General features: G+C 51.9%; 20 protein-coding genes. 13 read left to right on the forward strand and 7 right to left on the reverse strand.

Translation table 11 applies throughout. The features are described 5' to 3' along the window. Window positions 1-105: 105 nt before the first annotated feature. The 7 genes from KB559_RS21290 to KB559_RS21320 all read left to right on the forward strand — a co-directional run bounded on the left by KB559_RS21290 (window position 106) and on the right by KB559_RS21320 (window position 7717). Entirely contained in the window at window positions 106-1569 is a 1464-nt protein-coding gene (locus KB559_RS21290; protein WP_211024876.1) for a protein adenylyltransferase SelO, read from the forward strand. Window positions 1570-1740: 171 nt separating this feature from the next. Beyond that, window positions 1741-4125, forward strand: coding sequence for a GH36-type glycosyl hydrolase domain-containing protein (locus KB559_RS21295; RefSeq protein WP_211024878.1), 2385 nt, complete (start codon window positions 1741-1743; stop codon window positions 4123-4125). A gap of 74 nt (window positions 4126-4199) precedes the next feature. After that, window positions 4200-4931 (forward strand): hypothetical protein, encoded by a 732-nt coding sequence (locus KB559_RS21300; protein ID WP_211024880.1) that lies wholly within the window; start codon window positions 4200-4202, stop codon window positions 4929-4931. A 125-nt stretch (window positions 4932-5056) separates the two neighbouring features. Further along, window positions 5057-5485: a YciI family protein gene (locus KB559_RS21305; RefSeq protein ID WP_211024882.1), complete on the forward strand. Its 429-nt coding sequence runs from the start codon at window positions 5057-5059 to the stop codon at window positions 5483-5485. A 2-nt stretch (window positions 5486-5487) separates the two neighbouring features. Next, window positions 5488-6780, forward strand: coding sequence for an RNA polymerase sigma factor (locus tag KB559_RS21310; protein WP_247682014.1), 1293 nt, complete (start codon window positions 5488-5490; stop codon window positions 6778-6780). A 149-nt stretch (window positions 6781-6929) separates the two neighbouring features. Continuing rightward, the gene (locus KB559_RS21315; protein WP_211024887.1) at window positions 6930-7328 is read left to right on the forward strand and encodes a VOC family protein; all 399 of its coding nucleotides are present in this window, start codon (window positions 6930-6932) and stop codon (window positions 7326-7328) included. 47 nt (window positions 7329-7375) lie between these two features. Then, entirely contained in the window at window positions 7376-7717 is a 342-nt protein-coding gene (locus tag KB559_RS21320) for a DUF1801 domain-containing protein (RefSeq protein WP_211024889.1), read from the forward strand. 54 nt (window positions 7718-7771) lie between these two features. On the opposite strand, the gene KB559_RS21325 is transcribed toward KB559_RS21320, so the two are convergent. Further along, a complete protein-coding gene (locus tag KB559_RS21325; protein ID WP_211024891.1) occupies window positions 7772-11719 on the reverse strand; it encodes a glycosyl hydrolase family 18 protein in 3948 nt (1315 codons plus the stop codon). Window positions 11720-12271: 552 nt separating this feature from the next. Between KB559_RS21325 and KB559_RS21330 the strand changes: the two genes are divergently transcribed. Further along, complete coding sequence (locus tag KB559_RS21330; RefSeq protein WP_211024893.1) at window positions 12272-13288, forward strand: SDR family oxidoreductase; 1017 nt, start codon at window positions 12272-12274, stop codon at window positions 13286-13288. A gap of 63 nt (window positions 13289-13351) precedes the next feature. On the opposite strand, the gene KB559_RS21335 is transcribed toward KB559_RS21330, so the two are convergent. Then, a complete protein-coding gene (locus KB559_RS21335; RefSeq protein WP_211024895.1) occupies window positions 13352-14269 on the reverse strand; it encodes an aldo/keto reductase in 918 nt (305 codons plus the stop codon). Window positions 14270-14465: 196 nt separating this feature from the next. On the opposite strand from KB559_RS21335, the gene KB559_RS21340 reads away from it, so the two are divergent. Both KB559_RS21340 and KB559_RS21345 read left to right on the forward strand, forming a co-directional pair. After that, on the forward strand, window positions 14466-15761 hold the full coding sequence (locus KB559_RS21340) for a GntP family permease (RefSeq protein WP_211024897.1): 1296 nt from the start codon (window positions 14466-14468) through the stop codon (window positions 15759-15761). A 39-nt stretch (window positions 15762-15800) separates the two neighbouring features. Further along, entirely contained in the window at window positions 15801-16943 is a 1143-nt protein-coding gene (locus tag KB559_RS21345; RefSeq protein ID WP_211024900.1) for a glycerate kinase, read from the forward strand. Between the two features lie 76 nt (window positions 16944-17019). Here KB559_RS21345 and KB559_RS21350 read toward each other — a convergent pair whose 3' ends face one another. Beyond that, a complete protein-coding gene (locus tag KB559_RS21350) occupies window positions 17020-18048 on the reverse strand; it encodes a CdaR family transcriptional regulator (RefSeq protein ID WP_211024902.1) in 1029 nt (342 codons plus the stop codon). 119 nt (window positions 18049-18167) lie between these two features. Between KB559_RS21350 and KB559_RS21355 the strand changes: the two genes are divergently transcribed. Then, the gene (locus KB559_RS21355; RefSeq protein ID WP_211024903.1) at window positions 18168-18344 is read left to right on the forward strand and encodes a hypothetical protein; all 177 of its coding nucleotides are present in this window, start codon (window positions 18168-18170) and stop codon (window positions 18342-18344) included. A 373-nt stretch (window positions 18345-18717) separates the two neighbouring features. Then, on the forward strand, window positions 18718-19779 hold the full coding sequence (locus KB559_RS21360) for an LLM class flavin-dependent oxidoreductase (RefSeq protein ID WP_211024905.1): 1062 nt from the start codon (window positions 18718-18720) through the stop codon (window positions 19777-19779). Window positions 19780-19870: 91 nt separating this feature from the next. On the opposite strand, the gene KB559_RS21365 is transcribed toward KB559_RS21360, so the two are convergent. Next, window positions 19871-20713, reverse strand: a complete 843-nt coding sequence (locus KB559_RS21365) for an aldo/keto reductase (RefSeq protein WP_211024907.1) — start codon at window positions 20711-20713, stop codon at window positions 19871-19873. A 63-nt stretch (window positions 20714-20776) separates the two neighbouring features. Continuing rightward, window positions 20777-22009, reverse strand: a complete 1233-nt coding sequence (locus tag KB559_RS21370) for an MFS transporter (RefSeq protein WP_211024909.1) — start codon at window positions 22007-22009, stop codon at window positions 20777-20779. A 137-nt stretch (window positions 22010-22146) separates the two neighbouring features. Between KB559_RS21370 and KB559_RS21375 the strand changes: the two genes are divergently transcribed. Beyond that, window positions 22147-22521 carry a winged helix-turn-helix transcriptional regulator gene (locus tag KB559_RS21375; protein ID WP_211024911.1) on the forward strand — a complete coding sequence of 125 codons (375 nt, stop codon included), beginning with the start codon at window positions 22147-22149 and terminating at the stop codon, window positions 22519-22521. 109 nt (window positions 22522-22630) lie between these two features. Here the strand turns inward: KB559_RS21375 and KB559_RS21380 are convergent, their stop codons facing one another. Together KB559_RS21380 and KB559_RS21385 are read right to left on the reverse strand one after the other, a co-directional pair. After that, the gene (locus KB559_RS21380) at window positions 22631-23776 is read right to left on the reverse strand and encodes an acyltransferase domain-containing protein (protein ID WP_211024913.1); all 1146 of its coding nucleotides are present in this window, start codon (window positions 23774-23776) and stop codon (window positions 22631-22633) included. A gap of 208 nt (window positions 23777-23984) precedes the next feature. After that, the coding region (locus KB559_RS21385; protein ID WP_211020181.1) for an IS3 family transposase at window positions 23985-24068 on the reverse strand (84 nt) is incomplete at its 5' end.

Raw genomic sequence — 24068 nt, forward strand, 5'->3', positions numbered from 1 at the left:
CCCTCTCCTTCTTTGTTTTTTCTGCCTTGGATATTGCATTTTGTTTTATGCCTTGGAAGAAACTAAAATATAAGATAATGATGGACACGAGAAGGAGAATCTAGGATGCAAAAAACAACGGATGCAGGCTGGAAATTCGATAACAGTTACGCTACTTTGCCGGAATCTTTTTTTGCCAAGCTTTCTCCAACCCCGGTGCGGTCACCGAAAATGGCGATGTTAAATCGCCCATTGGCCGAATCGCTCGGCCTGGATGCAGAGGCGCTGCAAGGCGAAGACGGCGTGGCGGCGCTGGCGGGCAATAAGGTGCCGGAGGGAGCGTTGCCGCTGGCCCAGGCCTATGCCGGGCACCAATACGGCTACTTCACGATGCTGGGCGACGGCCGGGCCATACTGCTGGGTGAGCAGATCACACCCTCAGGCGAGCGGGTCGATATTCAGTTAAAGGGCGCGGGAAGAACGCCTTATTCCCGTTCGGGCGACGGCCGGGCAGCGCTTGGGCCGATGCTGCGCGAATATCTGATCAGCGAAGCGATGCACGCGCTGGGCATTCCCACAACGCGAAGCTTGGCGGTGGTATCGACCGGGCAGCCCGTGATCCGGGAGCAGGATCTGCCCGGCGCGATCTTGACCCGCGTGGCAGCCAGCCATATTCGGGTAGGAACGTTTCAGTATGCCCGGCAGCGGGGAATCGATGACCTCCGGGCCTTGGCGGATTATACGATTCAAAGGCATTATCCCGAGGCGGAGAAGGAAGATCACCGCTATCTTGCTTTACTCAAAATGGTGATCGAAAGGCAAGCCGGGTTAATCGCCCAATGGCAGCTCGTGGGATTCGTGCACGGCGTAATGAACACCGATAACATGACCCTGAGCGGGGAGACCATCGATTACGGTCCGTGCGCTTTCATGGATACTTATGATCCGGCAACGGTGTTCAGCTCCATTGATCGCCATGGCCGCTACGCCTATGGCAATCAGCCGAAGATCGCCGCGTGGAACCTGGCGAGATTGGCGGAAAGTCTTTTGCCGCTGCTGGACGAGGATGAGGAGAAGGCTGTTAAAACGGCCGAGGATGCCATGGAGGGATTTGCCGAGGCGTTTCACCGGAAATGGCTGGCGGGAATGAGATCGAAGCTGGGCCTGTTCCATGAAGAGCCGGAGGATGAGACGCTGATCACGGACCTCCTCCGCCTGATGCAGGAACACCAGGCAGACTACACCAACACATTTGTGGCGCTGACGCTTGGCAAAATGGAGGGAGAAGGCCTGTTTGGCACCGAGGACTTCACACGCTGGCGGGAGCGGTGGGAAGCGAGGCTCGGTCGCCAGCCGGAGGACGAAGCCGCCCGGAAGCAGCTAATGAGTACCAGCAATCCGGCGGTCATTCCCCGCAATCACCGGGTAGAAGAAGCGCTGGAGGCTGCTGAGAAGCAAGGAAATTACAGCCTGATGGAGCGGTTGCTCCAAGCGCTCTCCCACCCTTACGCGCATTCCCCGGAACAATCCGAGTACGCAGCATTGCCTCCGGAATCGAACTGTGCTTACCGTACCTTTTGCGGAACCTGATAAAGAATACGCCTCACGGCAAAAAGAGCACCCAGCTGGGTGCTCTTTCATTTATAATATATACCAAAAGTATCCAAGGCAGATTGATAGGTAACCTACCGTCACACTCTACTTCCAATCTGCAAGCTTCGTTTCGAAGACTATGAAGACTATATGGAAAAGAGGTATACAATGATCAGAGCGTCTGAGGATAATGAATTTTATGAACTGTCGAGCCCGACCCTTCTCCCGAAAGCTTCCGGGTTTCTATGGAACGAGAAGATGATGATTCATATGAACTGCCGTGGATATGCGGTGGCTCAGTTTATGCAGCCGGAACCGGCAAAATATTCGTATGCGCCGAATCTGGAAGCAAAGACGTTTATGCAGCCCGAGCAGCCTTACTACGCCCATCATCCCGGTCGTTTTGTGTATGTGAAGGACGAGGAGACTGGGGAGATTTTTTCAGCGCCTTATGAGCCTGTCCGGGTTCCGGTGGATCGTTATACGTTTGCCGTAGGGAAAAGCAGCATCGTATGGAAGGTGGAGTGCGGCGGCGTACTCGTCGAAATGAGCTTGAGCCTGCCTAAAGAGGAGGCCATGGAGCTGTGGCGCGTGAAGGTAACCAACCTTTCGCAAAAACAAAGAAAATTGAGCATCTATCCGTATTTTACGGTCGGTTATATGTCCTGGATGAATCAGTCCGGAGAATATCATGAAGAGCTGCAGGCGATTGTCTGCTCTTCGGTTACGCCTTATCAGAAATATCAGGATTACGCCAAGATCAAGGAATTCAGCGATAAAACCTTTTTGCTGGCGGACCGCAAACCGGTCGCCTGGGAAGTGAACCAGGAAGCCTTCGAGGGAGAAGGCGGCATTACGGGGCCGTCGGCTCTTCAAGAGGAGGAGCTGTCCAAAGGAGACGCTCGGTATGAAACGCCTGTCGGCGTTCTGCAGTACCGGATTAAGCTGGCTCCGGGCGAGGAGGAGGCCTACCGGTTTATTTTCGGCCCGGCCAAGAATGAGGAGCAAGTTGCTCAAATCCGCGAAGATTATTTTATAAAAATTGACGTGAACGGTGAGGACGGATTCGCAGCGGCTGAGCGGGAATACGACCAGTACATTAGAGAAGGCAGAGGCTGTATCGAAATCTCGACCCCGGATCCCGACCTTGATCAATTCGTGAATCATTGGCTGCCGCGGCAGGTGTACTATCACGGGCAAACGAACCGTTTGACGACCGATCCGCAAACCCGGAACTTTCTGCAGGATCATATGGGGATGAGCTATATCAAACCGCAGGTGGCCAGGGAGTCTTTTCTCCTTGCATTGAGCCAGCAAAAACCGGACGGGTCTATGCCGGACGGTATCATTCTCCATAAGGATGCCGAGCTGAAATATATCAATCAGGTTCCCCATACGGATCATTGCGTTTGGCTGCCTATATGCCTCAGCACTTATTTAGATGAGAGCAACGATTATTCGATTCTGGAGGAACAGGTTCCTTATGCCGACGGATCCGGGACGGAAACCGTATTGGAGCATATCCATAAGGCCATGAAATGGCTTGCGGGTGACCGGGATGAGCGCGGACTGAACTATATCAATCAGGGCGATTGGTGCGATCCGATGAATATGGTGGGTTACAAAGGCAAAGGAGTCTCCGGGTGGCTGACCATTGCGACAGCGTACGCCTTTAAGGTTTGGGCGGATATTTGCGAACACGGCGGGCAGGCGGAGATTGCCAAGGAATACCGGAGAGCGGCTGAAGAGACGAACGAGGTTATCAATCGATATCTATGGGATGGCGAATGGTATGCCCGGGGGATCACGGATGACAATGTGGTGTTCGGGATCAGCACGGATCAGGAAGGCCGGATATTCATCAATCCGCAAGGATGGTCGCTGCTCAGCGGGGCTGCCGATGAAGAGAAGCGGGAGAAGCTGATGCGTGCCGTAAGAGAGCAATTGGAGACGCCGTATGGGGTTGAAAAGCTTGCTCCGTCTTACACCTCCATGCGGGAGGATGTGGGCCGCGTTACCCAGAAGCATCCGGGCTCGGCGGAAAACGGCGCCGTCTACAATCATGCCGCGGCATTCTATATTTATGCGCTTTACTCCGTGGGAGAGCGGGAGGATGCGTACCGTTTGCTGCGAAAAATGCTGCCGGGACCGACGATGGAGGATATCGTTCAACGCGGCCAGCTGCCGGTCTTTATCCCGAATTATTACCGCGGCGCCTACCGTCAATTTCCGCGTACGGCGGGACGCTCCAGCCATTTGTTCAATACGGGGACGGTTCCTTGGGTGTATCGCTGTCTGATCGACGGCTTGTTCGGAGTGCAGGGAACTCCCGAGGGCATCGCCATTCGTCCGCAGCTTCCTTCCGAATGGAGTGAGGCTAAGGTCCGGCGTGAATTCAGAGGCGCTACGCTGCAGATTGAAATTAAGCGGGAGCCGGGTGTAACGGAAACAGAGGTTTACGCTAACGGCGTCTATTTAGAAAATGGTGTTCTTAGCGATTTAAAGCCGGGTGCGGAATATAAAGTGTCCGTAAAAATACCGGTATTGGAATAAAAACTCCATTAAATAGAAACTTTTACGTAACTATAATCGTCTGAAAAGGAGATGACAAAGAGAGGAGAGAGATCATGTACTCACCTAGAAGGATAGGATGGATGGTGATCGGTGCCCTAATGGTGGTTATGCTTGCAGCTTGCAGCGGAAATTCCAATAAGGCGCCGGAACCAAAGGGACCGGTACAAGACCAGCCACAAAATCAAATGCAAAATCAACCTCAAAACGAGGCGGAAGGGAATACTCCGGACAATTCCGCACCGAACCAGGAACCAAGCGAGATTCCGGAGGAGGGGACTCCGCCGACTGCGCTTGAAGCGGCATCAACGGTGATCAGAGCCCTTAAATCTGGCAATATGAACACCGTATCAAACTGGGCGGATGCGGAGGAAGGGGTTCGATTCTCCCCCTACGGAAATGTTGACCAGGAGAAGGACCTCGTGTTCTCGCGCGACGAACTGAAGGGGTTAATGAAGGATACAACGAAGCGTATTTGGCGGGAGTTCCCCGGCACCGGAGACAAAATCGAGTTGACTTACGCGGAGTATCATGAGCGGTTTGTCTACGATGCGGACTTTATCAAAGAAGCCAAGATCTCGGAAAACGAGGGCAACGGTCCAGAAAAGATAAGCAATTTATATGATGTCTATCCCAAAGACCAATATGATTTTGTTGAATATTATATCGGGGCTAGCGATCCGGACGACGCTGAAAGCAAGGATTGGCGCACACTGCGTTTGGTATTCAAGGCGATCGGGCAAGACCATTCGCTTGTGGGCATTATCCACGATCAATGGACTCCGTAAAGAAATGCGAAATACAAAAGCGGCTGTAGAATCTTGGGTTCTGCAGCCGCTTCTCCCATATGCCTGTCGATTTTGCCGTAGTTTGTTCGTCGTATACATATATGAGCAAGAAAGGGGAATGAGCGATGAGATTTATGATGATCGTCAAGGCAACGCAGGATTCGGAGGAGGGAATCATGCCCAGCCAGGAGCTCGTCGACGCTATGATGAAATATAACGAGGAACTGGTGAAAGCCGGCGTTATGCTGGCCGCGGAGGGGCTTCATGCAAGCTCGGGCGGAATCCGCATCTCGTACCCGGAACCCGGAGGTAAGCCGCAAATTATGGACGGGCCCTTTACGGAATCGAAGGAGCTGATTGCGGGCTTTACGCTCATCGAGGTGAACTCCAGGGAAGAGGCGATCGAGTGGGCTATGCGTATGCCGGATCCGCATGGCAGAGGAGAGGGTGTCATTGAGCTTCGTGAAGTGATTGAAACGCCCGAGTTGACCTCAAACCCCGATTCTCTGGCATTGCATGCCCAGCTTCGAGATCTGGGACGGCCGAAGAGTTAGTGATGGCGTCCTCCATCCATCGCACGGTCGACGCCATCTGGAGAATGGAAGCGGCAAAAATCATCGCCGTACTTACCCGGATGGTTCGAGATGTCGGAATCGCTGAGGATCTGGCGCAGGATACGCTTATCGTGGCTCTGGAGAAGTGGCCGGAGACGGGGATTCCGGACAACCCGGGCGCATGGCTCATGACGGCCGCAAAACGCCGGGCGCTGGACTATCTCCGGCGAGACCGGGTACTTGGGCACAAGTACGAGGAAATTGGCCGGGAGATGGATATGCGGCAGCAGGATCAGGAATATGACGCCGTGGTTGAAGAGGATATCGGTGATGATCTGCTGCGCTTGATCTTCATGACCTGTCATCCGCTTCTGTCCTCCCAGGCGCGCGTCGCGCTTACCCTGCGGCTGCTCGGCGGGCTGACCACCGTGGAAATCGCGCATGCGTACCTTGTGCCAGAGCCTACCGTTGCCCAGCGGATCGTCCGGGCCAAGCGGACGCTGGCGGAGGCCCGGGTTCCCTTCGAGGTTCCTCAGGCACCGGAGTTAAAGGGTCGCCTCTCGTCGGTGTACGAGGTCATTTACCTCATGTTTAATGAGGGATATTCCGCAACCTCGGGCGAGAACTGGACGCGCCCCCTGCTTTGCAAGGAGGCTCTTCGTCTCGGGCGCATTCTCGCTGAAATCGTCCCGTCCGAATCGGAGGTCCACGGCTTGGTCGCGCTGATGGAATTTCAATCTTCGCGGCTAAGAACGCGGGTAGATTCCTCCGGCGAGCCGATCCTTCTTATGGATCAGAATCGGGCGCAATGGGATCAACTGCTCATTCGCCGCGGCTTTGCAGCCCTGGAACGTGCGGGGCGAATTCCCGGCGCGCTGGGCCCGTATTCGCTGCAGGCCTCGATATCGGCTTGCCATGCCCGGGCCCGAACTCCGTCGGAAACGAACTGGATTCGTATCGCGGCGCTCTATGAGGCATTGGCGCAAGCTGCTCCTTCGCCCGTCGTGGAGCTGAATCGCGCCGTTTCGCTCGCGATGGCGTTCGGCCCGGAGGTAGGCTTGGAGATTGTCGATGCGCTAGCCTTGGAACCGGCCTTGAAGGAGTATCATCTCCTGCCGAGCGTGCGCGGCGATTTTTTGATGAAGCTGGGGCGAGTCCAAGAGGCGTGCGAAGAGTTTAAACGTGCCGCCTCGCTTACAAGCAACGCCCGCGAACGGGCCATGCTGCTTAAACGGGCTTCTGATTGCGTTACCGATTCGGGTCCCGAATCGGAGTCGGAAGTGGGAACGGAGTAAGGGTTTAATTCGTGCAAAAAAACTTTTTTGATTTTTTTTGAGAACATGTCGATTTGGCATTTCGGTGTTCGTCGTATTTATATAAGCCGCAATTCCGGGTCCCGGAAATTCGGTAAAAACAACCATTTGGAAGGATGTTGAATATGAATATGACAGCCAAACTGACCCCTTACATTTCCTCGAAGGATGCGAGAGCGCAAGCGGAGTTTTATATCCAGGCGCTTGGCGGTGAGATCGTATCGATCATGACACACGGTCAACTTCCGGGTGCACCGGAAGCAATCAAGGATAAAGTAATGCATATGACTCTGTCGGTAGCGGGCGGGAATCTTTTGTTTTTGAGCGATGCCTTCGAATCCTTGAGCTCGAACCGCAGTATTGCCCTTGGGCTTTCATTCGGGGATGAAACGCAGGCAAGAGAAGCGTATGCCCAATTGGGTCAAGGCGGGACTAACAAGTATCCTTTTGAATTGCAGCCTTGGGGAGCCTACTACGGAGAAATCGAGGACCGGTTCGGCATTACCTGGCAAATCGTTTCGCAACCGTAGTTGGTTATGCATAGAGCCTATACAGACTAAAAATCGGAGGTTAGACGATGAGCGAAGTTAAGGATTTTATTAGCGAGGTAAAAGTACCCTGGCAGGCCGAGGTGTGCACCCGGCTGTATGAGATGGTTCACCGGTCTGTACCGGAGGTACAGGAGCGCATACAGTATAAGAAGCCTCACTTTTTAAAAAACGGAAAATATGCAGCCGTGATCTCCACCTCCAAGGACGCAGTCAGCTTTACGATCTTTAATGCAAGCGAGCTTACATTGCCGGAGGGAATGGTGTTCGAGGGTCCGCCCGAAAGAAAAACGATCAAAATTCGCGAAGGCCAACCGGTTGATTACGAGGTACTATCGTCGCTGGTTAGTCAGGCGGCAGAAGCTATATAAATTCATAACGGAAGTAAAAACAGCAAGCCCCGACCGGGGCTTGCTGTTTCTGTATTAATTGGATAGTTCCAGTGCGCGGAGCATTCTCATCACGGTAACGATGATTTGCTCGCGAGTCACATTTCCTTGCGGTGCCAGCTCGTTGCCCGACATGCCGCGAAGGATCTTTTGATCCACCATCCAAGCTACGGCATCCTTAGCGAAGGAAGCTACGGCAGACTGGTCTTCGAATGAATTCAGCACGGAACTGGCTGCCTCATTCTTCTGTCCGGCATATTCCATGGCATGGGCCAGCATCACGGCCAGTTCCTGGCGGGTGACGAATCCATTAGGATCGAATGTACCGTCCGTTCTGCCATTGATAAGACCCAGAGCGGAAGCGGCGTTAATGTCAGAGGCGAATTTCGACCCTGGATCCACATCCGAGAATGCGGAAGGATGTTCCGGATCCGGAAGGATGCCTAAGCCTCTCACGATCATGGAAATGATCTCGGCACGAGTCGTGTTCAGCTTGCCTCCGTTATCTCCGCTGATGATTCCTTTGGCTGCAGCCAGAGCCGCATCTTCTTTAGCCCAAGCAGACCAGGCGTCAGATAAGGCCGGAGCCGGGGATTCGATCAGGGCGTAGATTCCGCTGCCTGTTTTCTTGATTTCCACGGTGATCGTCCCGTCGGAATTCACCCGAGTCAGCACAGGGACAGGGCGGATTTCATTTGTACCCGGGATATAGACGATGGCGGCCAGATTTTTCGCATTGACCTTACCAGCGTCAAAGGTAATAAATTCACTTACCGGAGAAGCTCCGAATGACCCAAGGACTTCTGCCGGTTGATCCGGTTTTGAAATTTCGACTTTAAATACGGTCGGTTCAGCCAATACGTTTTTGCTTCCCAGCAATTTCGAGAAGGCTGCCTGATCGGCTTCAGCCGGAGCAAGGATCGATATTTTGACTTTGCCTCCGGTAATCAATGCCGCCGGGATCCGGTATTCTTTCCCGCCGACAAGGATGGATAAGCTGGCCTCCGCGCCTTTTTTGGCAATAGCCGCTATGATTTCCTGCGGAACTTCTACCTCTGCTTGCTGCGCTTGGTCTCCGGCAGAGATTTGGAAGTTCAACGTAGTTGAATTGTTGATTGCCTGGATGGCAGCCGGGCCGGCAGGCAAGGTGACGACGGCTTTATTTCCGCCCAGCGTCACTTTCGCCTCTAACTGGCCTTCGGGCTTAGGAGGCTGCGGAGTTGGAGCAGGCGTACTTGAACCGCCAGACCCTCCGGAACCGCCCGATCCACCCGATCCGCCACCGTTTCCGCCCGGACTCGGAGCGGCCGAGGTTTGAACGCTCAGTTTACTCGATGCCGGGGATACCTGTACGATTTCGTCTTCCGCTTTATCGATCGCCAGCAGATGGATTTTGTACGTCGTACTAGGAGCGAGTGAAGTAATTGTGTACTTGGTATCGGTTGTAACTCCCGCCATAGCGTCATTTACATAGACTTCATATTCTTCCGCCTCTGCAACCGCATCCCACCCGATTTGAATGGAGTTCGCGGTTTTGGAACCGGAAGTAAGGTTACCAGGCGCGTCTAGTGCCAATGGGTTTATGCTCCCGTCGGTCGGCAGGTCCTGCGCCAACTGGGTGGTCAACGTCCGATTTCGGTCGCCGCTAATATCCCAGCTCATTACGCCTGCGATGTCCAGTGATTTCACCAAGGAAGCGGTATACATCATCGTAGTTTTGTCATTGTAGGTGATGAAGTCCTGAGTTTCTTCGTTATACAGATAAGCAACTTTGGCCGCTTCGTTCCAGTAACGGACATAGCCTTCTTTATTCAGAAGATTATCCTCAATATCCGTGTAATCAAATATGCCGGTCTCCCAAGTTCCCGGGATGGCGCGGGCACAGGTTTGATACTCGCCATTCGGCGGGCATCCGCCCCAGGCTTTACCGTAGAACGGTACGCCTACAACCAGTTTTTGCTGAGGGACTCCGCCGTTCAAATGACCCAGCAAGCCGCCGAGCACATTGTTTCTTGGTGCTGTTGTGGAAGCTCTAGGGTGGTCTTTATCAAAGAATAAAGGCGAATTGTGATGACCCAGGGTTTCCCAGCTTCCGCTGTAATCGTAAGTCATGATGTTGATGAAATCGATATATCTCACGGAGTTTCCGAGATCCGCATTTTTGACAAAGTTGTCTCCTTGGCCCGATGCGATCGTCAGCAAATAGTACTTGCCGTCCTCGGATCCTGCCGCATCCAGCGCTTCGCGGACAGTCTTCATCAGCAGCGGGAAGTTCTCCGTATCTTCCGGTCCTCTTGCGTTATCGTCTTCTCCGCCCTCAACCGGGTATTCCCAGTCGATATCGAGGCCATCCAACTGATGCTCCCGCAGGAATTCCACTGCGGAGTCGGCAAAGGTGCGCCGGGTTTCTTCCGTCTTCGCTATATTGGAGAAATTGTTGGACCAGGACCAGCCGCCCACGGAGATGAGCAGTTTGAGATGCGGGTTCTGTTCCCGGATGGATACCAGGGATGCGAAATTTGTAAAGTCAAATTCCGGGTCGCCAATAATCATTTCACCGTCATAAACGTAACGGTCTTGGGAAGGGATTTCGGGATCTTGGCACTCTCTTGCGGCACTTCCGGATTTCTTCCAGCAAATATCCGCGAACGCATAATTGATGTGCGTGATTTGGGATACGTCGATATCCGACGGATGGAAATTCCGTGCGGTCGTGCTGGCGGACCAGGAAGTGTAATAGGTAATGTTATTATAATTACTGCCTGGGACTACGGTGATTTCTCCGCTTTCCGGAGACGACCATAAGCTGTTGTTGGCTACGATGGTATAACGGTAGGATGTGCCCTCCGTAAGTCCTGTGGCCACATAGCGGTTTTCATTACTGGTTCCGATTTTAACGCCGTCTTGGTAAATGTCATAGCTCGTGGCGCCAGGGACCGGTGCCCACCCTAAAGCGGCGGATGATCGGGTTGACGTCACAATTTGGAGGCCCTCAGGCTGTGCAAGCTCTCCCCATTTAATCGTAACGGAATTGCTGTTTTTGGAGACATCCTCCACTCCCGGATTTTGTGCTCCAACTTCGAAAGTATAGGTTTCGCCCGTTTCCAGTGGACCATAGGTTTTGGTAGTATCGGTATTGCTCCAAGTGCCGCCTTTCCAGGCTCCGTTTACATAAATATCGTATCCGGTCGCACGAGGGCTGGATCCCCAGTTCAGGGTCACCGTATCTTCCGTAACCTCCGTTATTTTGAGATAGCTTGGAGGTGCCAGCGGAGCATCTTTGTATTCGGTCAAATCGGCGGTAGTTTTAAATTCGAGAATATTGCTCTTAAGTTCTTTGGAAGGTCTGTGATCATCCCAGGTAATATAAATTCTGTAGGTGGTTTCCGGCTGCAGACCGGTGACTACACGAGTGGTCAAATTTCCCCATGTAATCCAGGCGTCTGTATCTGCATTCCAGATGTCGATATTATTTTTATCACCGGGGAGATAATCCCATTCTATCGTTGCTTTGTTATGTGTGGCTTCAACAAGCCGGAGATTGGCAGGCCCTGTAGTTTTCACGGGTGCTTCCGGTCCATCGAGAGTCGTAAACTCTATAACATTGCTTTTATGTCTTAATTCAGCTTCCGGAGCAGGTCTTTCCAGCCACGTAATATAAAGTTGGTAGGTAGTGTTGGGGGTCAATTTATCCAGGGTCCGGCTGCCGCTGTTTCCCCAAGTATAATAGGCGTCGTTATTGGCGTACCAAACATCGATATCAAGCTTGTGATTCGGATTTTCGGGATCGTAATCCCATTCTATTGTGGCTTCAGTCGATGTAATCGAAGATGGCACTACCCTTAAGTTTTGCGGAGCTAAAGGGTCTTGGTTTTCATAAGTTGAAGCGGTTACAGTTGCAGGGAGATCTATGGAGGTTGAATGAGGAGGCGTGGCATCCTCTGCCGCATTGGCGGATGAAGAAAACAGCGGTGTAATAATCATTGCAAATATAAGAAAATAAAGTATCCATTTCGGACATTTCCTGGGGATCCATGGATTCAACGTTTTCACCTCTGTATAATTATAAATTTCGATAGCTCTTCAAAATGCCGTTGAATAGGGGTCATCGGGTTATGAAATGATGTGTTGACCGTAACGACTCTGCTTACGTCAATCGCAATCTTTCAAAAACGGTATGGATGACTTGCAGCAACCAGCTTACTCGAAATCAAAGTTATCAGGGATGCGTTTCTTTAGTGGCGTAGAGTATCAATCCCCCCGCATTTATTCTTTAAAGCTTCGAATCGAAGTATCATCATCCTCCTTTTCTACGGACTGGTGAATATTCACATAAAGTTCACCAATTTAATCATGGAAGTAATATAGTTAATTGAGAAGGGGAAAATTTAACTAAAATAGGGATAATATTTTACAATTCTTACAATTTGGAATGAAAAGAAGCTGCATTTGTCTTATCCGAACTCCCGTATTATCATTAGCATGACGGCCTATATCAGGATTACTTAGAGTTCTAACGACTAGGAGGCGGATAAAATGAAAGCGCTATTTATCGGGGGAACGGGAATTATCAGTTCAGCCATAACAAGACAGCTGGCGGAGAGTGGCTGCGAGCTTTATCTACTGAACCGGGGGAACCGGAACAAAAGCTTGCCGGCCGGGGTTCAAACGATTCAAGCGGATATTAATGACGAGGCGAAAGTAGCCAAGCTTCTTGAGAACCATACGTTCGATGTGGTTGCCGACTTCATCGCTTTTGAACCGGCGCAGCTGGAACGGGATTACCGGTTGTTTAACGGAAAAACGAAGCAGTTCATGTTCATCAGCTCGGCGTCGGCTTATCAGACTCCTTTGACCGATTATAGAATTACAGAGGGAACTCCTCTCTCAAATCCATACTGGGGATATTCCCGGAATAAAATCGCCTGTGAAGAATATTTGATGAAACAGTATCGGGAGCACGGTTTTCCGGTTACGATCATCAGACCGAGCCATACGTATGACGAGCGGTCCATTCCACTGGGCGTTCACGGGAGCAAGGGATCCTGGCAGGTGGCCAAACGAATGCTGGAGAATAAACCGGTCATTATTCATGGTGATGGAACCTCCTTGTGGACCCTGACGCACAACAGCGACTTTGCCAAGGGCTTCATCGGATTAATGGGCAATATTCACGCCATCGGCGAATCGATTCATATCACGTCGGATGAGAGTGTAACCTGGAACCAGATCTATGAAGTGATTGCGGACGCCCTCGGCGTGAAGCTAAACGCGGTTCATGTTTCATCCGAATTCCTGGCGGCTTGCAGCAAGGACGATCTGGAGGGAGGATTGCTGGGGGATAAATCCAACACCGTTGTATTCGACAATTCAAAGCTGAAGCGTCTGGTGCCGGATTTTGTCGCAACTACACGGGTAGATCAAGGGATCAAGCAAACGATTCAGTACATTCTCGCCCACAAGGAGCATCAAGTAGAGGATCCGGAGTTCGACGCCTGGTGCGATAAAGTGATCTCCGCACTGGAGACGGCGAAGAAATCTATACTGGAATAGGATAGTAATAAAGAAGGGGCCTGAATAATCAGGCCCCTTCTTCTGTACATTATATATAGCAATTTACGGCAGTACATTTCCCGCGGCACGATAAATGCCGTACCACTCTTCCCGGGTGAGTGAAATCTCTCCGGCGCGAATGCAGTCCTTGAGCCGATCGATATTCATTGTGCCGATGATCGGCTGCATATGCGCAGGGTGTCTCAAGAGCCAGGCGATGGCAATGGTCGTGTTGCTGACGCCGTAGGCGGCTGCAATCTCGTCGATAACCTGGTTCAGCTCAGGGAATTTCTCGCTGCCGAGGAAGACGCCTTCGAAGAAGCCGTATTGGAAAGGCGACCATGGCTGAATCGTGATGTCGTGCAGGCGGCAGAAATCGAGGATGCTTCCATCGCGGTTCACGGCGGCTTCATTCTCCATGTTGACGTTGATGCCTGCGGAAATCATGTTGGCGTTGGTGATGCTCAATTGCAGTTGGTTCGCAACGAGCGGCTGCTTCACGTATTTTTGCAGCAATTGAATTTGCATCGGGTTTTGGTTGGATACGCCGAAGTGGCGGACTTTCCCCGAAGCCTCAAGCTGATCGAACGCTTCCGCGACTTCCTCCGGTTCGACGAGGGCATCCGGGCGGTGCAGCAAGAGGACATCCAGGTATTCCGTGTTCAGGCGCTTCAAAATTCCGTCGACCGAATTCAGGATATGCTCCTTGGAGAAATCAAACATGCCTTGGCGAATACCGCATTTGGATTGAAGCATGATCTTTTCGCGGATCGAGCTGTTCATATGAATCGCTTCGGCAAAGATCTCCTCGCAAGAGCCTCCGCCATAGATATCCGCATGATCGAAGAAGTTGGCACCTTCCTCAAGTGCAGTTTGAACGAAGCGCTCGGCCTCCGTTGTATCCAATGAGTTCAGCCGCATGCAGCCGACTGCGACTACAGGCACTTCCAGATTGCTGGTTCCGAGTTTCTGGGTCTTCATCGTATGTAAACCTCCCAATAGTGAGAATCAAGTGCGTTCCGCCCTTATTGTCCCACATTTATGTATCCGATTTCAACGGCACCCCACGAGGCTTTGTGCAAGTGCACAATACATTTCGTCCCTCTATCAATATTTTTTTAACGGGACGGATTATATAATGAAAGCGTATTCAACATTAGCTTGGGGGGTAAGACAGATGGAAGGATTAACGATTAGTTGGATTGGCGCGTTGGCGGGTCTGGCGATTGCAATCATTCTGATATTAAGAAAATTAAATCCTGTATACGCTTTATTTCTTGGAGCAATTGTAGGCGCTTTAATTGGCGGCGCCAATTTGGAACAAACTGTTAGCGTACTGGTCAGCGGGACGCAAAGCGTGATGGGGACGGTTCTGCGGGTTCTGGCAGCGGGTGTGCTGGCCGGGGTGATGATGGAATCGGGGGCGGCTGAGACGATTGCCCAGGCCATCGTTAAAAAATTCGGCGGCAGCAAAGCGATTCTCGCGCTGGCCTTGGCAACCATGATCATTACTGCGGTGGGCGTGTTCATTCCAGTCGCCGTGTTGATCGTAGCGCCGATTGCGCTCTCGGTAGGGAACAAGATGGGAATCTCCAAGGTTGCTCTGCTTCTGGCATTGTCCGGCGGCGGTAAGGCGGGGAATATTATATCTCCCAATCCGAATACGATTGCGGCGGCACGGGGATTTAATCTGGATTTGAGCAATGTCATGCTGGCCGGTGTCATTCCGGCAATTTGCGGACTTATCGTCACAGTGATCGTCGCTTCTCTCCTGAAAAATAAAGGAGTGAAGGTGACGGACGAAGAAGCAGTAGACCATGAGACCGACACTTCGAAATATCCGTCGCTCGGGAAAGCGATCGTCGCTCCGCTCGTAGCGGTTATTCTGCTCATGATCAACCCGATCGGTTCGATCTCAGGCATCGACGCTCTCGCTAGTTTCAAGGTAGATGCCATGTACATCCTGCCGATCGCGGGTATCGTAGGCATGCTGGCCATGGGTCAAAGCAAGAAAATCCTGGAGTATACCGCTTCCGGTTTGAATAAAATGACGGCAACCGTATTGATCCTGATCGGTGCAGGCGGGATTGCCGGGTTGATTTCCGCTTCCGACCTGTCCACGCAGGTGGTGGGTCTGATCGAAGCATCCGGGATTTCCGGCACATTCCTGGCACCGATTGCCGGTATCTTGATGGCAGCGGCCACAGCTTCAACCTCGACAGGCGTTATTTTGGCAACAGGCTCGTTTGGTCAGGCCATTCTGGACATGGGAACGGCTCCGCTGGCAGCGGCCGTCATGGTTCACACAGGTGCTACCGTGATTGACTCTCTGCCGCAAGGCAACTACTTCCACGTGACGGCGGGCGCTATGAAAATGAGCATCAAGCAGCGGATGGGCCTCATCCCTTATGAGGCTATAGTGGGCGGAACGATGGCGATTGTTGCGACGTTAATCTACGGATTTTTCTTCTAAATATATTAATAGATCATAGATTCTATATGGGGTGAGAACATGGGAGAGAAGACATTTGTGCTGGCACCGGATTCTTTTAAAGAGAGCATGACGGCCAAAGAAGTGTGCGTAGCTATGGAAAAGGGACTGCGCCGGGTATACCCGGCTGCAAACTATATTCATGTGCCGATGGCGGACGGTGGAGAGGGGACGGTACAATCGCTGGTGGATGCGTCCGGCGGACAGCTCTTCGAACAGGAGGTCATGGGCCCGCTGGGCCAGCCGGTCACGGCAAAGTACGGCATTCTCGGTGACGGGACGACCGCGGCGATCGAAATGGCTTCGGCCAGCGGCATTCATTACGTGACGAAGGAGACCAAAAATCCGCTCATTACAACGACCTACGGCACGGGGGAATTAATTCGGGCATGTATGGACAAGGGTATCAAGAAGATCATTATCGGTATCGGCGGAAGTGCTACGAATGATGGAGGCACAGGGATGGCCGAGGCACTTGGCGCTAAATTCCTCGATGCGGAGGGGAATACGCTTCCCCGCGGCGGAGGCAGCCTGGATCAACTGGCGCGGATCGACGTATCTTCCCTTGATCCACGGCTGCAGCAGGTTGATCTGGTTGTAGCCTGCGATGTGACGAACCCGCTTTGCGGTGAAACCGGAGCTTCCCATGTGTTCGGTCCGCAAAAAGGAGCCACGCCGGAAATGGTGTTGCATCTGGACGCGGCGCTCGGGCATTACGCCGATATCGTGAAGCGGCAGCTGGGCAAAGATGTGAGGGACGTCCCAGGTGCAGGGGCTGCCGGCGGTTTGGGCGCAGGGCTGCTGATCTTTACGCAGGCCGTGCTTCAGAAGGGCATCGAGATTGTCATCGAATACACCGGCTTGAAGCAAAAAGTGGCTGAGGCGGATCTGGTGTTCACCGGGGAAGGCGGCATCGACTTCCAGACGAAGTTCGGCAAAACCCCTTATGGAGTAGCCAAGGCGGCAAAAGAGGAAGGCAAGAGGGTCATAGCTGTAGCCGGTTATATCGGCGAGGGAATTGATACGCTTTATGCGGAAGGGATCGATGCGGTATTCGGCATAGTCCCCGGAGCGGCTGAGCTCGATAAGCTGTTGGCCGAAGGGCCGGAAAATGTAGAGCGCACCTGCGAGAATATTGCCAGAGTGCTTAAGTTTAACGAATAGAGTTAAGGTAAGCGGACCCGGGGGGCTTTTTCCCGGGTCCGCTTTGGTTTCTCTTTGGGCCCTCTTTGGAGCCCCTTTATTTGTACAGCGATAGCAAGCCGTGGGTGAGTTCGAAAAGCTGCAGCAGATTTCTTGGGTCTTTGCCGGTCAGCACTTGAATTCGTTTAAGGCGGTATTGCAGCGTATTGCGGTGGATATTCAATTCGTCGGCCGTAGTGGAGATGCTGCAGTTATTATGAATAAAGCTTCTTAGCGTTTCCATCAGGTCTAAGGCATCCTCCAATTTGCCGACAGCGTTCTGATTCGGAGCCAGATTGGCTTGACTCAGTCTGACCAGGAAGGCCGCCTCTTCGTATCGGATCACCTGTGAGGGCGGCTTCAAGGCGAGCATTACATTCATGGCGGATTTGGCTTGGCGGTAACTGTCCGAAATGCTCGCCTCCACGTTGCCGACGGAAATCAGCAGGCCTGGTTGGCTTTTGGTCAATTGCTTGATGATCTTGTCCACCTCTACCGGATTTTGGATTAGAAGCAGATCATAATCCTCTTCCATGCGAAAAGAAGGATATGGCAGCAGTAACCTTGAGGCTTCGTTGTTCAAATCAAGGTGCTTCAGGTAAAGCACAACGGTTTTTAGCAGTAAATCGATTTTGTAAGCCGCGGCTTCCTTTTTTAACTTTTGGGAATAGGCGCCGTGATGACCCAACAGCAGTTCCAGGAAGGCCTTTTTACGATTCGCCTCGTGAGCCAAATTCTCAAGGGCGGTCTTTTGCTCGATCAGAAGCGCCACCGTGGTTCTTACGATGTTGCAAAACGGGCGAACCTCGTCCGGGTTGCCGGAGATCCCGATCACGCCCACCCGCTCCTCGTCTATGACGATGGGCTCGTTGGTGCCCTTCTTTTCAAAGCGCCCGTCTTTCCACACCTCGACCATTTTCCCCGTGGACAAAGCCTTTACCGCTCCGGGATGAACTGTGCCGATTCTCTCTTTTTTACCGCTGCCGACGATGACGCCTTGATCATTCATAATATTGATACTATATGGGATGTCTTTCATCATTTTATCCACGATTTCCTGAGCCTGTTTCTCGGAAAGTTGAAACAACGGGAGGCCCTCCTTCTGTTTGAATTAGTCATGCTGGTTCGGAATGGATAACCTGCCATTTATATTGTTCATCTGAACTAAATTATAGCCGATTTAGGAGAAGTATATCAGATGGTGACTTGGGAGCGATTGGATTGTCCGAGTATTTGAAGGCGGTGCGGGCGAGTGCCGCATGCTTTATGGAGATGAGGGAAGGGGGCGTCATTGTGAACGGATGGCGGGAAGGCCTCCGCATCGGCCTCGCCGGGTTTTTATCTATTCTAACGGACACAGCGGCCGTTATTTGGGCGATTTAAGCCGGTTTTGATTTTTAACGGACACCACAGCTCTTATTAGGGTAATTATTGCCACGCGGAGTCTCTTTTTCTCCGAATAAGGTCTGCTGTGTCCGTTAGATTTTCAAAACAGCGAATTTGGAGGAGATAACGGCTCTGGTGTCCGTTAGAAGTTTCGATCTATGGTTGGCGAGCTTCCAAATGGACTAAATGTGACTCGTCAGCCAAAAGGCTGCCATAGTATCCATAAGTAAAGGCACAACAACTGCACCAGAATGAAGCGGGCGCGCGTAGTAGAACACAGTAAACTTGAAAAAACCGTCTCAAAAGTACAAAATAAAGACATTGGTTACGGAAAGTAAGCAGCCAAATGACAATTCGGGAGGAACAGCCCATGGAAATAGGAATAAGCACATTTGTTGAGACAACACCGGATGTTCAAACCGGTGAGGCGATTAGTCACGCGCAGCGGCTTCGCGAAGTCGTCGAGGAAATCGTTCTCGCCGACCGGGTAGGGTTGGACGTATTCGGCGTCGGGGAACATCACCGGAAGGATTATGCGGCTTCGTCGCCGACGCTCGTGCTGGCGGCCGCTGCCACCCAGACCAAGTGGATTCGCTTGACGAGCGCAGTGACCGTATTATCTTCCGACGATCCGGTGCGCGTGTTTCAGGATTTCGCGACCCTGGATGGGCTGTCGAACGGCCGGGCGGAAATTATGGCGGGGCGAGGGTCCTTCATTGAATCCTTCCCGCTGTTCGGCTACGATCTGAACGATTATGAAGAATTGTTTGAAGAGAAGCTGGATCTGCTGCTGAGACTACGCGAATCGGAAAAGGTGACCTGGAGCGGTAACCACCGTCCGGCCATCCGGGACCTCGGCGTCTACCCGCGTCCGGTGCAGGATCCATTGCCGGTGTGGATCGGCAGCGGAGGGAACACGGAATCCGTAATCCGCGCCGGATTGCTCGGCCTTCCGCTGGTGCTCGCCATTATCGGCGGCCGGCCGACGCAATTTGCTCCGCTGGTGCAGCTTTACAAGAAAGCTGCCGCCCAGGCCGGGCATGATGTGTCCAAGCTGCCGGTGGCCTCGCATTCGCATGGCTTTGTCGGCGAGGATACGGCGTCCGCAGCGGATAAGTTCTTCCCGTCGACCCAGGCTGCGATGAATGTGATCGGCCGGGAGCGGGGCTGGGGCCATTACAGCCGCGCTTCCTTTGATGCCGCACGAAGCCTGGAGGGGGCGCTGTACGTCGGCGACCCGGAGACGGTTGCGCAGAAGATTATCCACTTGCGCAAGAACGTCGGTATCACCCGCTTTATGCTCCATTGCCCGCTCGGTACGATGCCCCATGAGGATGTCATGCGGTCCATCGAGCTGCTCGGCACCGAGGTGGCGCCGCGGGTCCGGGAGGAAATCGCCCGCTGGGAAGCAGCCGGAGAGCCGCAGGAATAAGCCGGGAGAATCGGCGAAATATATACAAAAGAAGAACCTGGCCTTCACTCCACTGGGAGGGGCCAGGTTCTTCTTTATGCGCTCATTCGGGTTAAAAATCGAAGTTGTCCGGATCCGGACCGACCCGGCGGTCTTCGTTCAAACCGTCGATTTGGTTCATCTCGTCTTCCGTCAGCTCGAAGTCGAAGAGTGCCGCGTTCTCGATAATCCGCTGCTCTTTCGTAGACTTTGGAATCGTGACGACACCATGCTGCACATCCCACCGCAGGATGATTTGGGCTACGGATTTTCCGTGTTTTTCGGCGATGCCCTTCAATACCTCGTTATTCAAAAGCTCGCCCTGCATGAGCGGGGACCAAGCCTCCATTTGAATGCCATGCTCCTTGCAAAATGTGCGAACCTCTTTTTGCGTCAGGCGAGGGTGAAACTCCACTTGGTTGATCATAGGTTTGATTTCTGCGTCTTTCATTAGGTCCTCAAGATGATGAACCTGGAAGTTGCTTACGCCGATAGCTTTGACCCGACCGTCGCGGTACAAGGTTTCCAGCGCTCTCCAAGCGTCTTTATATTTGCCTTTTACCGGCCAATGGATGAGATACAGGTCGAGGTAGTCCAGGCCTAGCTTGTTCAAGCTTGTCTCATAGGCGGCCAAGGTGGACTCATAGCCCAGATCGGCATTCCATACTTTCGAGGTAACGAACAGATCTTCTCTAGCGACCGTAGACTCCTTGAACAATTCGGCAATAGCCTCTCCCACGCTGCCTTCATTTTGATAGACTGCCGCTGTATCGATACTGCGGTAGCCATGCTTCACTGCGGCTTTTACCGCTTGGATCAGTTCAGGGCCTTCTTCGACTTTAAAAACCCCTAGACCCAGTCCGGGCATTTTTACTCCGTTGTGCAAAGTAACCGTATCTTGTAAATGATTAATCATTCTTTATTCCAACTCCTATTCATTTAGTTAATTCAGTTCTCGAAACTACAATTCTTTTTATAGTTACCCATTTTGCGGGGCGGGATTCATGGAGCGGGTGGCCGCTGTGGTCCCGGCGACGTCCTTTTTCTCCAGGGTACGTGCCCAAGCCGTTAGGAACACGGCGCTGAGGACCATGACCGCTCCGACCCAGGTGGTATGAACAAGCCCGATACGGTCGGTCACGATTCCGCCCAGATAGGCGCCGATGGCAATACCCGCATTGAAAGCCGCGATATTGAGCGCGGAAGCCACGTCCTTCGCTTTTGGCGCAAAGCGCTCAGCCAGCAGGACGACGTAAACTTGCAGGCCGGGGACGTTCATGAAAGCAAACAATCCCATCAGGAAAATGGTGATCAGCCCGGCCGTTTTATACGGAATAGTAAAGGCCAGGATGAACAGCACGAGAGTCTGAATCGCGAACATATAGAACAAGGCTTTTACCGGCTTCCGGTTGGCGGCCTTGCCTCCGATAACATTGCCGATGGCAATGGCGATTCCGTATATAAGAAGGATGACGGCTGCCGTTTCTTCCTTGAATCCGGTTATCTCGTGAAGCAAAGGGGATAAATAGGTAAAGACGACAAAAGTGCCGCCGTACCCCAAGGCAGTAATGGCAAAAGCTAGCAGCAATCGTCCGTTGGTAACAAGGTTAAGCTGATCGCGAAGCCGGGTTGGCGTTCCTTTGCGAAGGTTCCCGGAGACGAGGGCCAAGTTGGCGATGAACGCCAGCACGCCGATCGCTACGATCGCGAGGAAGGCCATACGCCAGCCCCATTGTTGGCCGATCAGGGTTCCGAGCGGGACGCCGGTCACGGTCGCTACCGTTAGCCCGGAGAACATGATCGCGATCGCGCTGGCTCTCCGGTTCTCGGGGACGAGGTCGGCGGCAATCGTCGATCCGATGGACATAAACACGCCGTGCGCCAAGGCGGATACAATGCGTGCGACAAGCAGCACGCCGATGCTTCCCGCACCGGCAGCCAGGCTGTTACCGGCAATAAAAACGATCATGATCCCTAACAGCAGCGTTTTTCGGGAAACGCCGGAGGTCAGGGACGTTAAAATCGGGGCACCGAAGGTCACGCCCAGGGCGTACAATGTTACGGCCAAACCTGAGGTCGTAACGGATATATGAAAGTCTTCAGCGATCAGAGGGAGCAGTCCTACACTGATGAACTCGGTGGTGCCGATCGCAAAAGCACTGACGGCTAAAGCCAGAAGCGCAAGAGTACTGCGTCTTTTTTCTAGATTCAAGGTTCCACTCCTCCAAGTTGTATTCGCCGGCCGGCAAGTGTTATTATCATGTATTGAAACAACATTGAACAGTACGTACTTTAAAGTGATATAGGTACTAAAAAGTGCCTATTGGATAATCATAGGGAGGCAAAAACATGGCTGTAGCCAACAAGAATAAGAAGTACAACATCTCGGTAGAGGCTACTTTGGAAGTCATCGGGGGAAAATGGAAATGCGTCATCCTCTGCCATTTAACGCACGGTAAGAAAAGAACGAGCGACCTGAAGCGTCTCATGCCCGCCATTACCCAGAAAATGCTGACCCAGCAACTCCGGGAGCTGGAGAAGGACGGCATCGTCAACCGGATCAGTTACAACGAGGTACCGCCAAGGGTCGAGTACGAGCTTAGCGAGTACGGTTTGAGTCTGCGAGGAATACTCGATTCCCTGTGCGCTTGGGGCGAGCGGCATATTATCAAGGAATACGGAGACAAATCCGCGATGTTGGAAGAGAGTATTCTGAATCAATAAACTAATGAGCCGAGATTGCTGGAGAAGCTCAACGCCTGATGCCGAATAAAAGAACACCGAAGGGACCAATTAGCATTAGCTGGCTCCTCCGGTGTTTTTCTTTTTGTGCTTATTCCGTTTCGTAGGTTACGGTTCCAAAATCCCCGCATATATCAAGAAAAATCCCGTTCATATCAAATATCTCTTTACCTTCTTCCAGATAACGGAGAACTTGTTTCCTTAATGAGTTGTCGGGCTTGGCATCCTTTAACTCGGTCAAGTCATTAAATACAAAGTTCCATAAAAAGCGCACCGAACCCGCAGTCGGATAGAGGTAAAACTGCTTTTGGAATTTGACGATATTGCTGGTCGGCGGCAGCATCTCCCGAAGCTGGGGAGTAAATAACCAGGTGTGGCATACCATCCCTTTAGACTCGACTTCCGGAAAATGGGCGGCATGAAACTCTTTGGCTTGCATGTAGTTGGCCTGTACAGATTCCATATCGAAAGGGGTATTTCTCGGAATGTGGATCTCAAACACGGTATCCCCTTTATCCAGCACCTTGGTCCATTCCTTCTTTTTGAGCTTAACCTGCTTATTCAAGCCTTTGCCGAGAGGCGTGATGGGACTCCCGATAAAATAATCTTCGGTCTCCCGATATTCCGTAACGAAGCCATCGGTCGTCTTCTCTTTATTGCATACTCCCTGCATATCGCCGTTTGCTCTTAGCTCCATACCTTCCCCGCATAAGAACAAACATGATTTTTCATTCTCATTGTAAAAGCCTTTAACGACTCCGGAAAATTCCGTCGCCATAAATTGTATTCCGCCCAGCCGGAACATTCTGGCTTCAAGATGCCTCCAGATCCATCCGAAGTTTCTAATGGCGTAGTGCCCTAGTAAATTATAAGCGTTTTGTACCCATACTCCGATGTCGCTCAGGGTTTCTACCAATAATTGTTCACTCAGCCCTCGCTCGGCATACCTTTGTTCTGTAAGAGGCAGTCTTTGCAATGCGGCATGCAGATAGAACAGCGTGGCTTCCTTTCCGAAGATTTCTTCTACATAAGGATCCATAGGCGGTGAATCCCAAGTCGTCGTCCAGAGCCCGCTGTCGATATAATTCTTATAGAATTCCGTATAAATGTCATAAAGTTTCTGATCCTGGTTTATTTTGTTGGCGATGTCCGCCAAGATTTCAGTTGCCCCTTCAGGCATCAAAATTTTCCGGCAGTACTGTCGGGTTAATTCTTCCGATAATAACAAAAGTTCCATAGATGCACACCTCTCTTTATGATGGGAAAAGGATTTAACGGATACCAATATTTATTTTAATACACTTTATAAGCATATCACTGCCGATAAGCCGACTATATCATTGTATTTGAACGACTATTTAAGTCAGAATAATTTCGCTGATAGCAAAAAGAACCTGGTCTTCTAAACTGGTACCCTTGTCAAGGACACTTAAAAAAGAGAAGGCTTAGGCAACAGACAATAGATGATTCCTGTACTGAACAGGGGTCATCTTTTTTAATCCCCATTGATACCTGTGATGGTTGTAATA

It is taken from the genome of Paenibacillus sp. Marseille-P2973 (assembly GCF_018101095.1).
Taxonomy (GTDB): Bacteria; Bacillota; Bacilli; order Paenibacillales; family Paenibacillaceae; genus Fontibacillus; species Fontibacillus vini.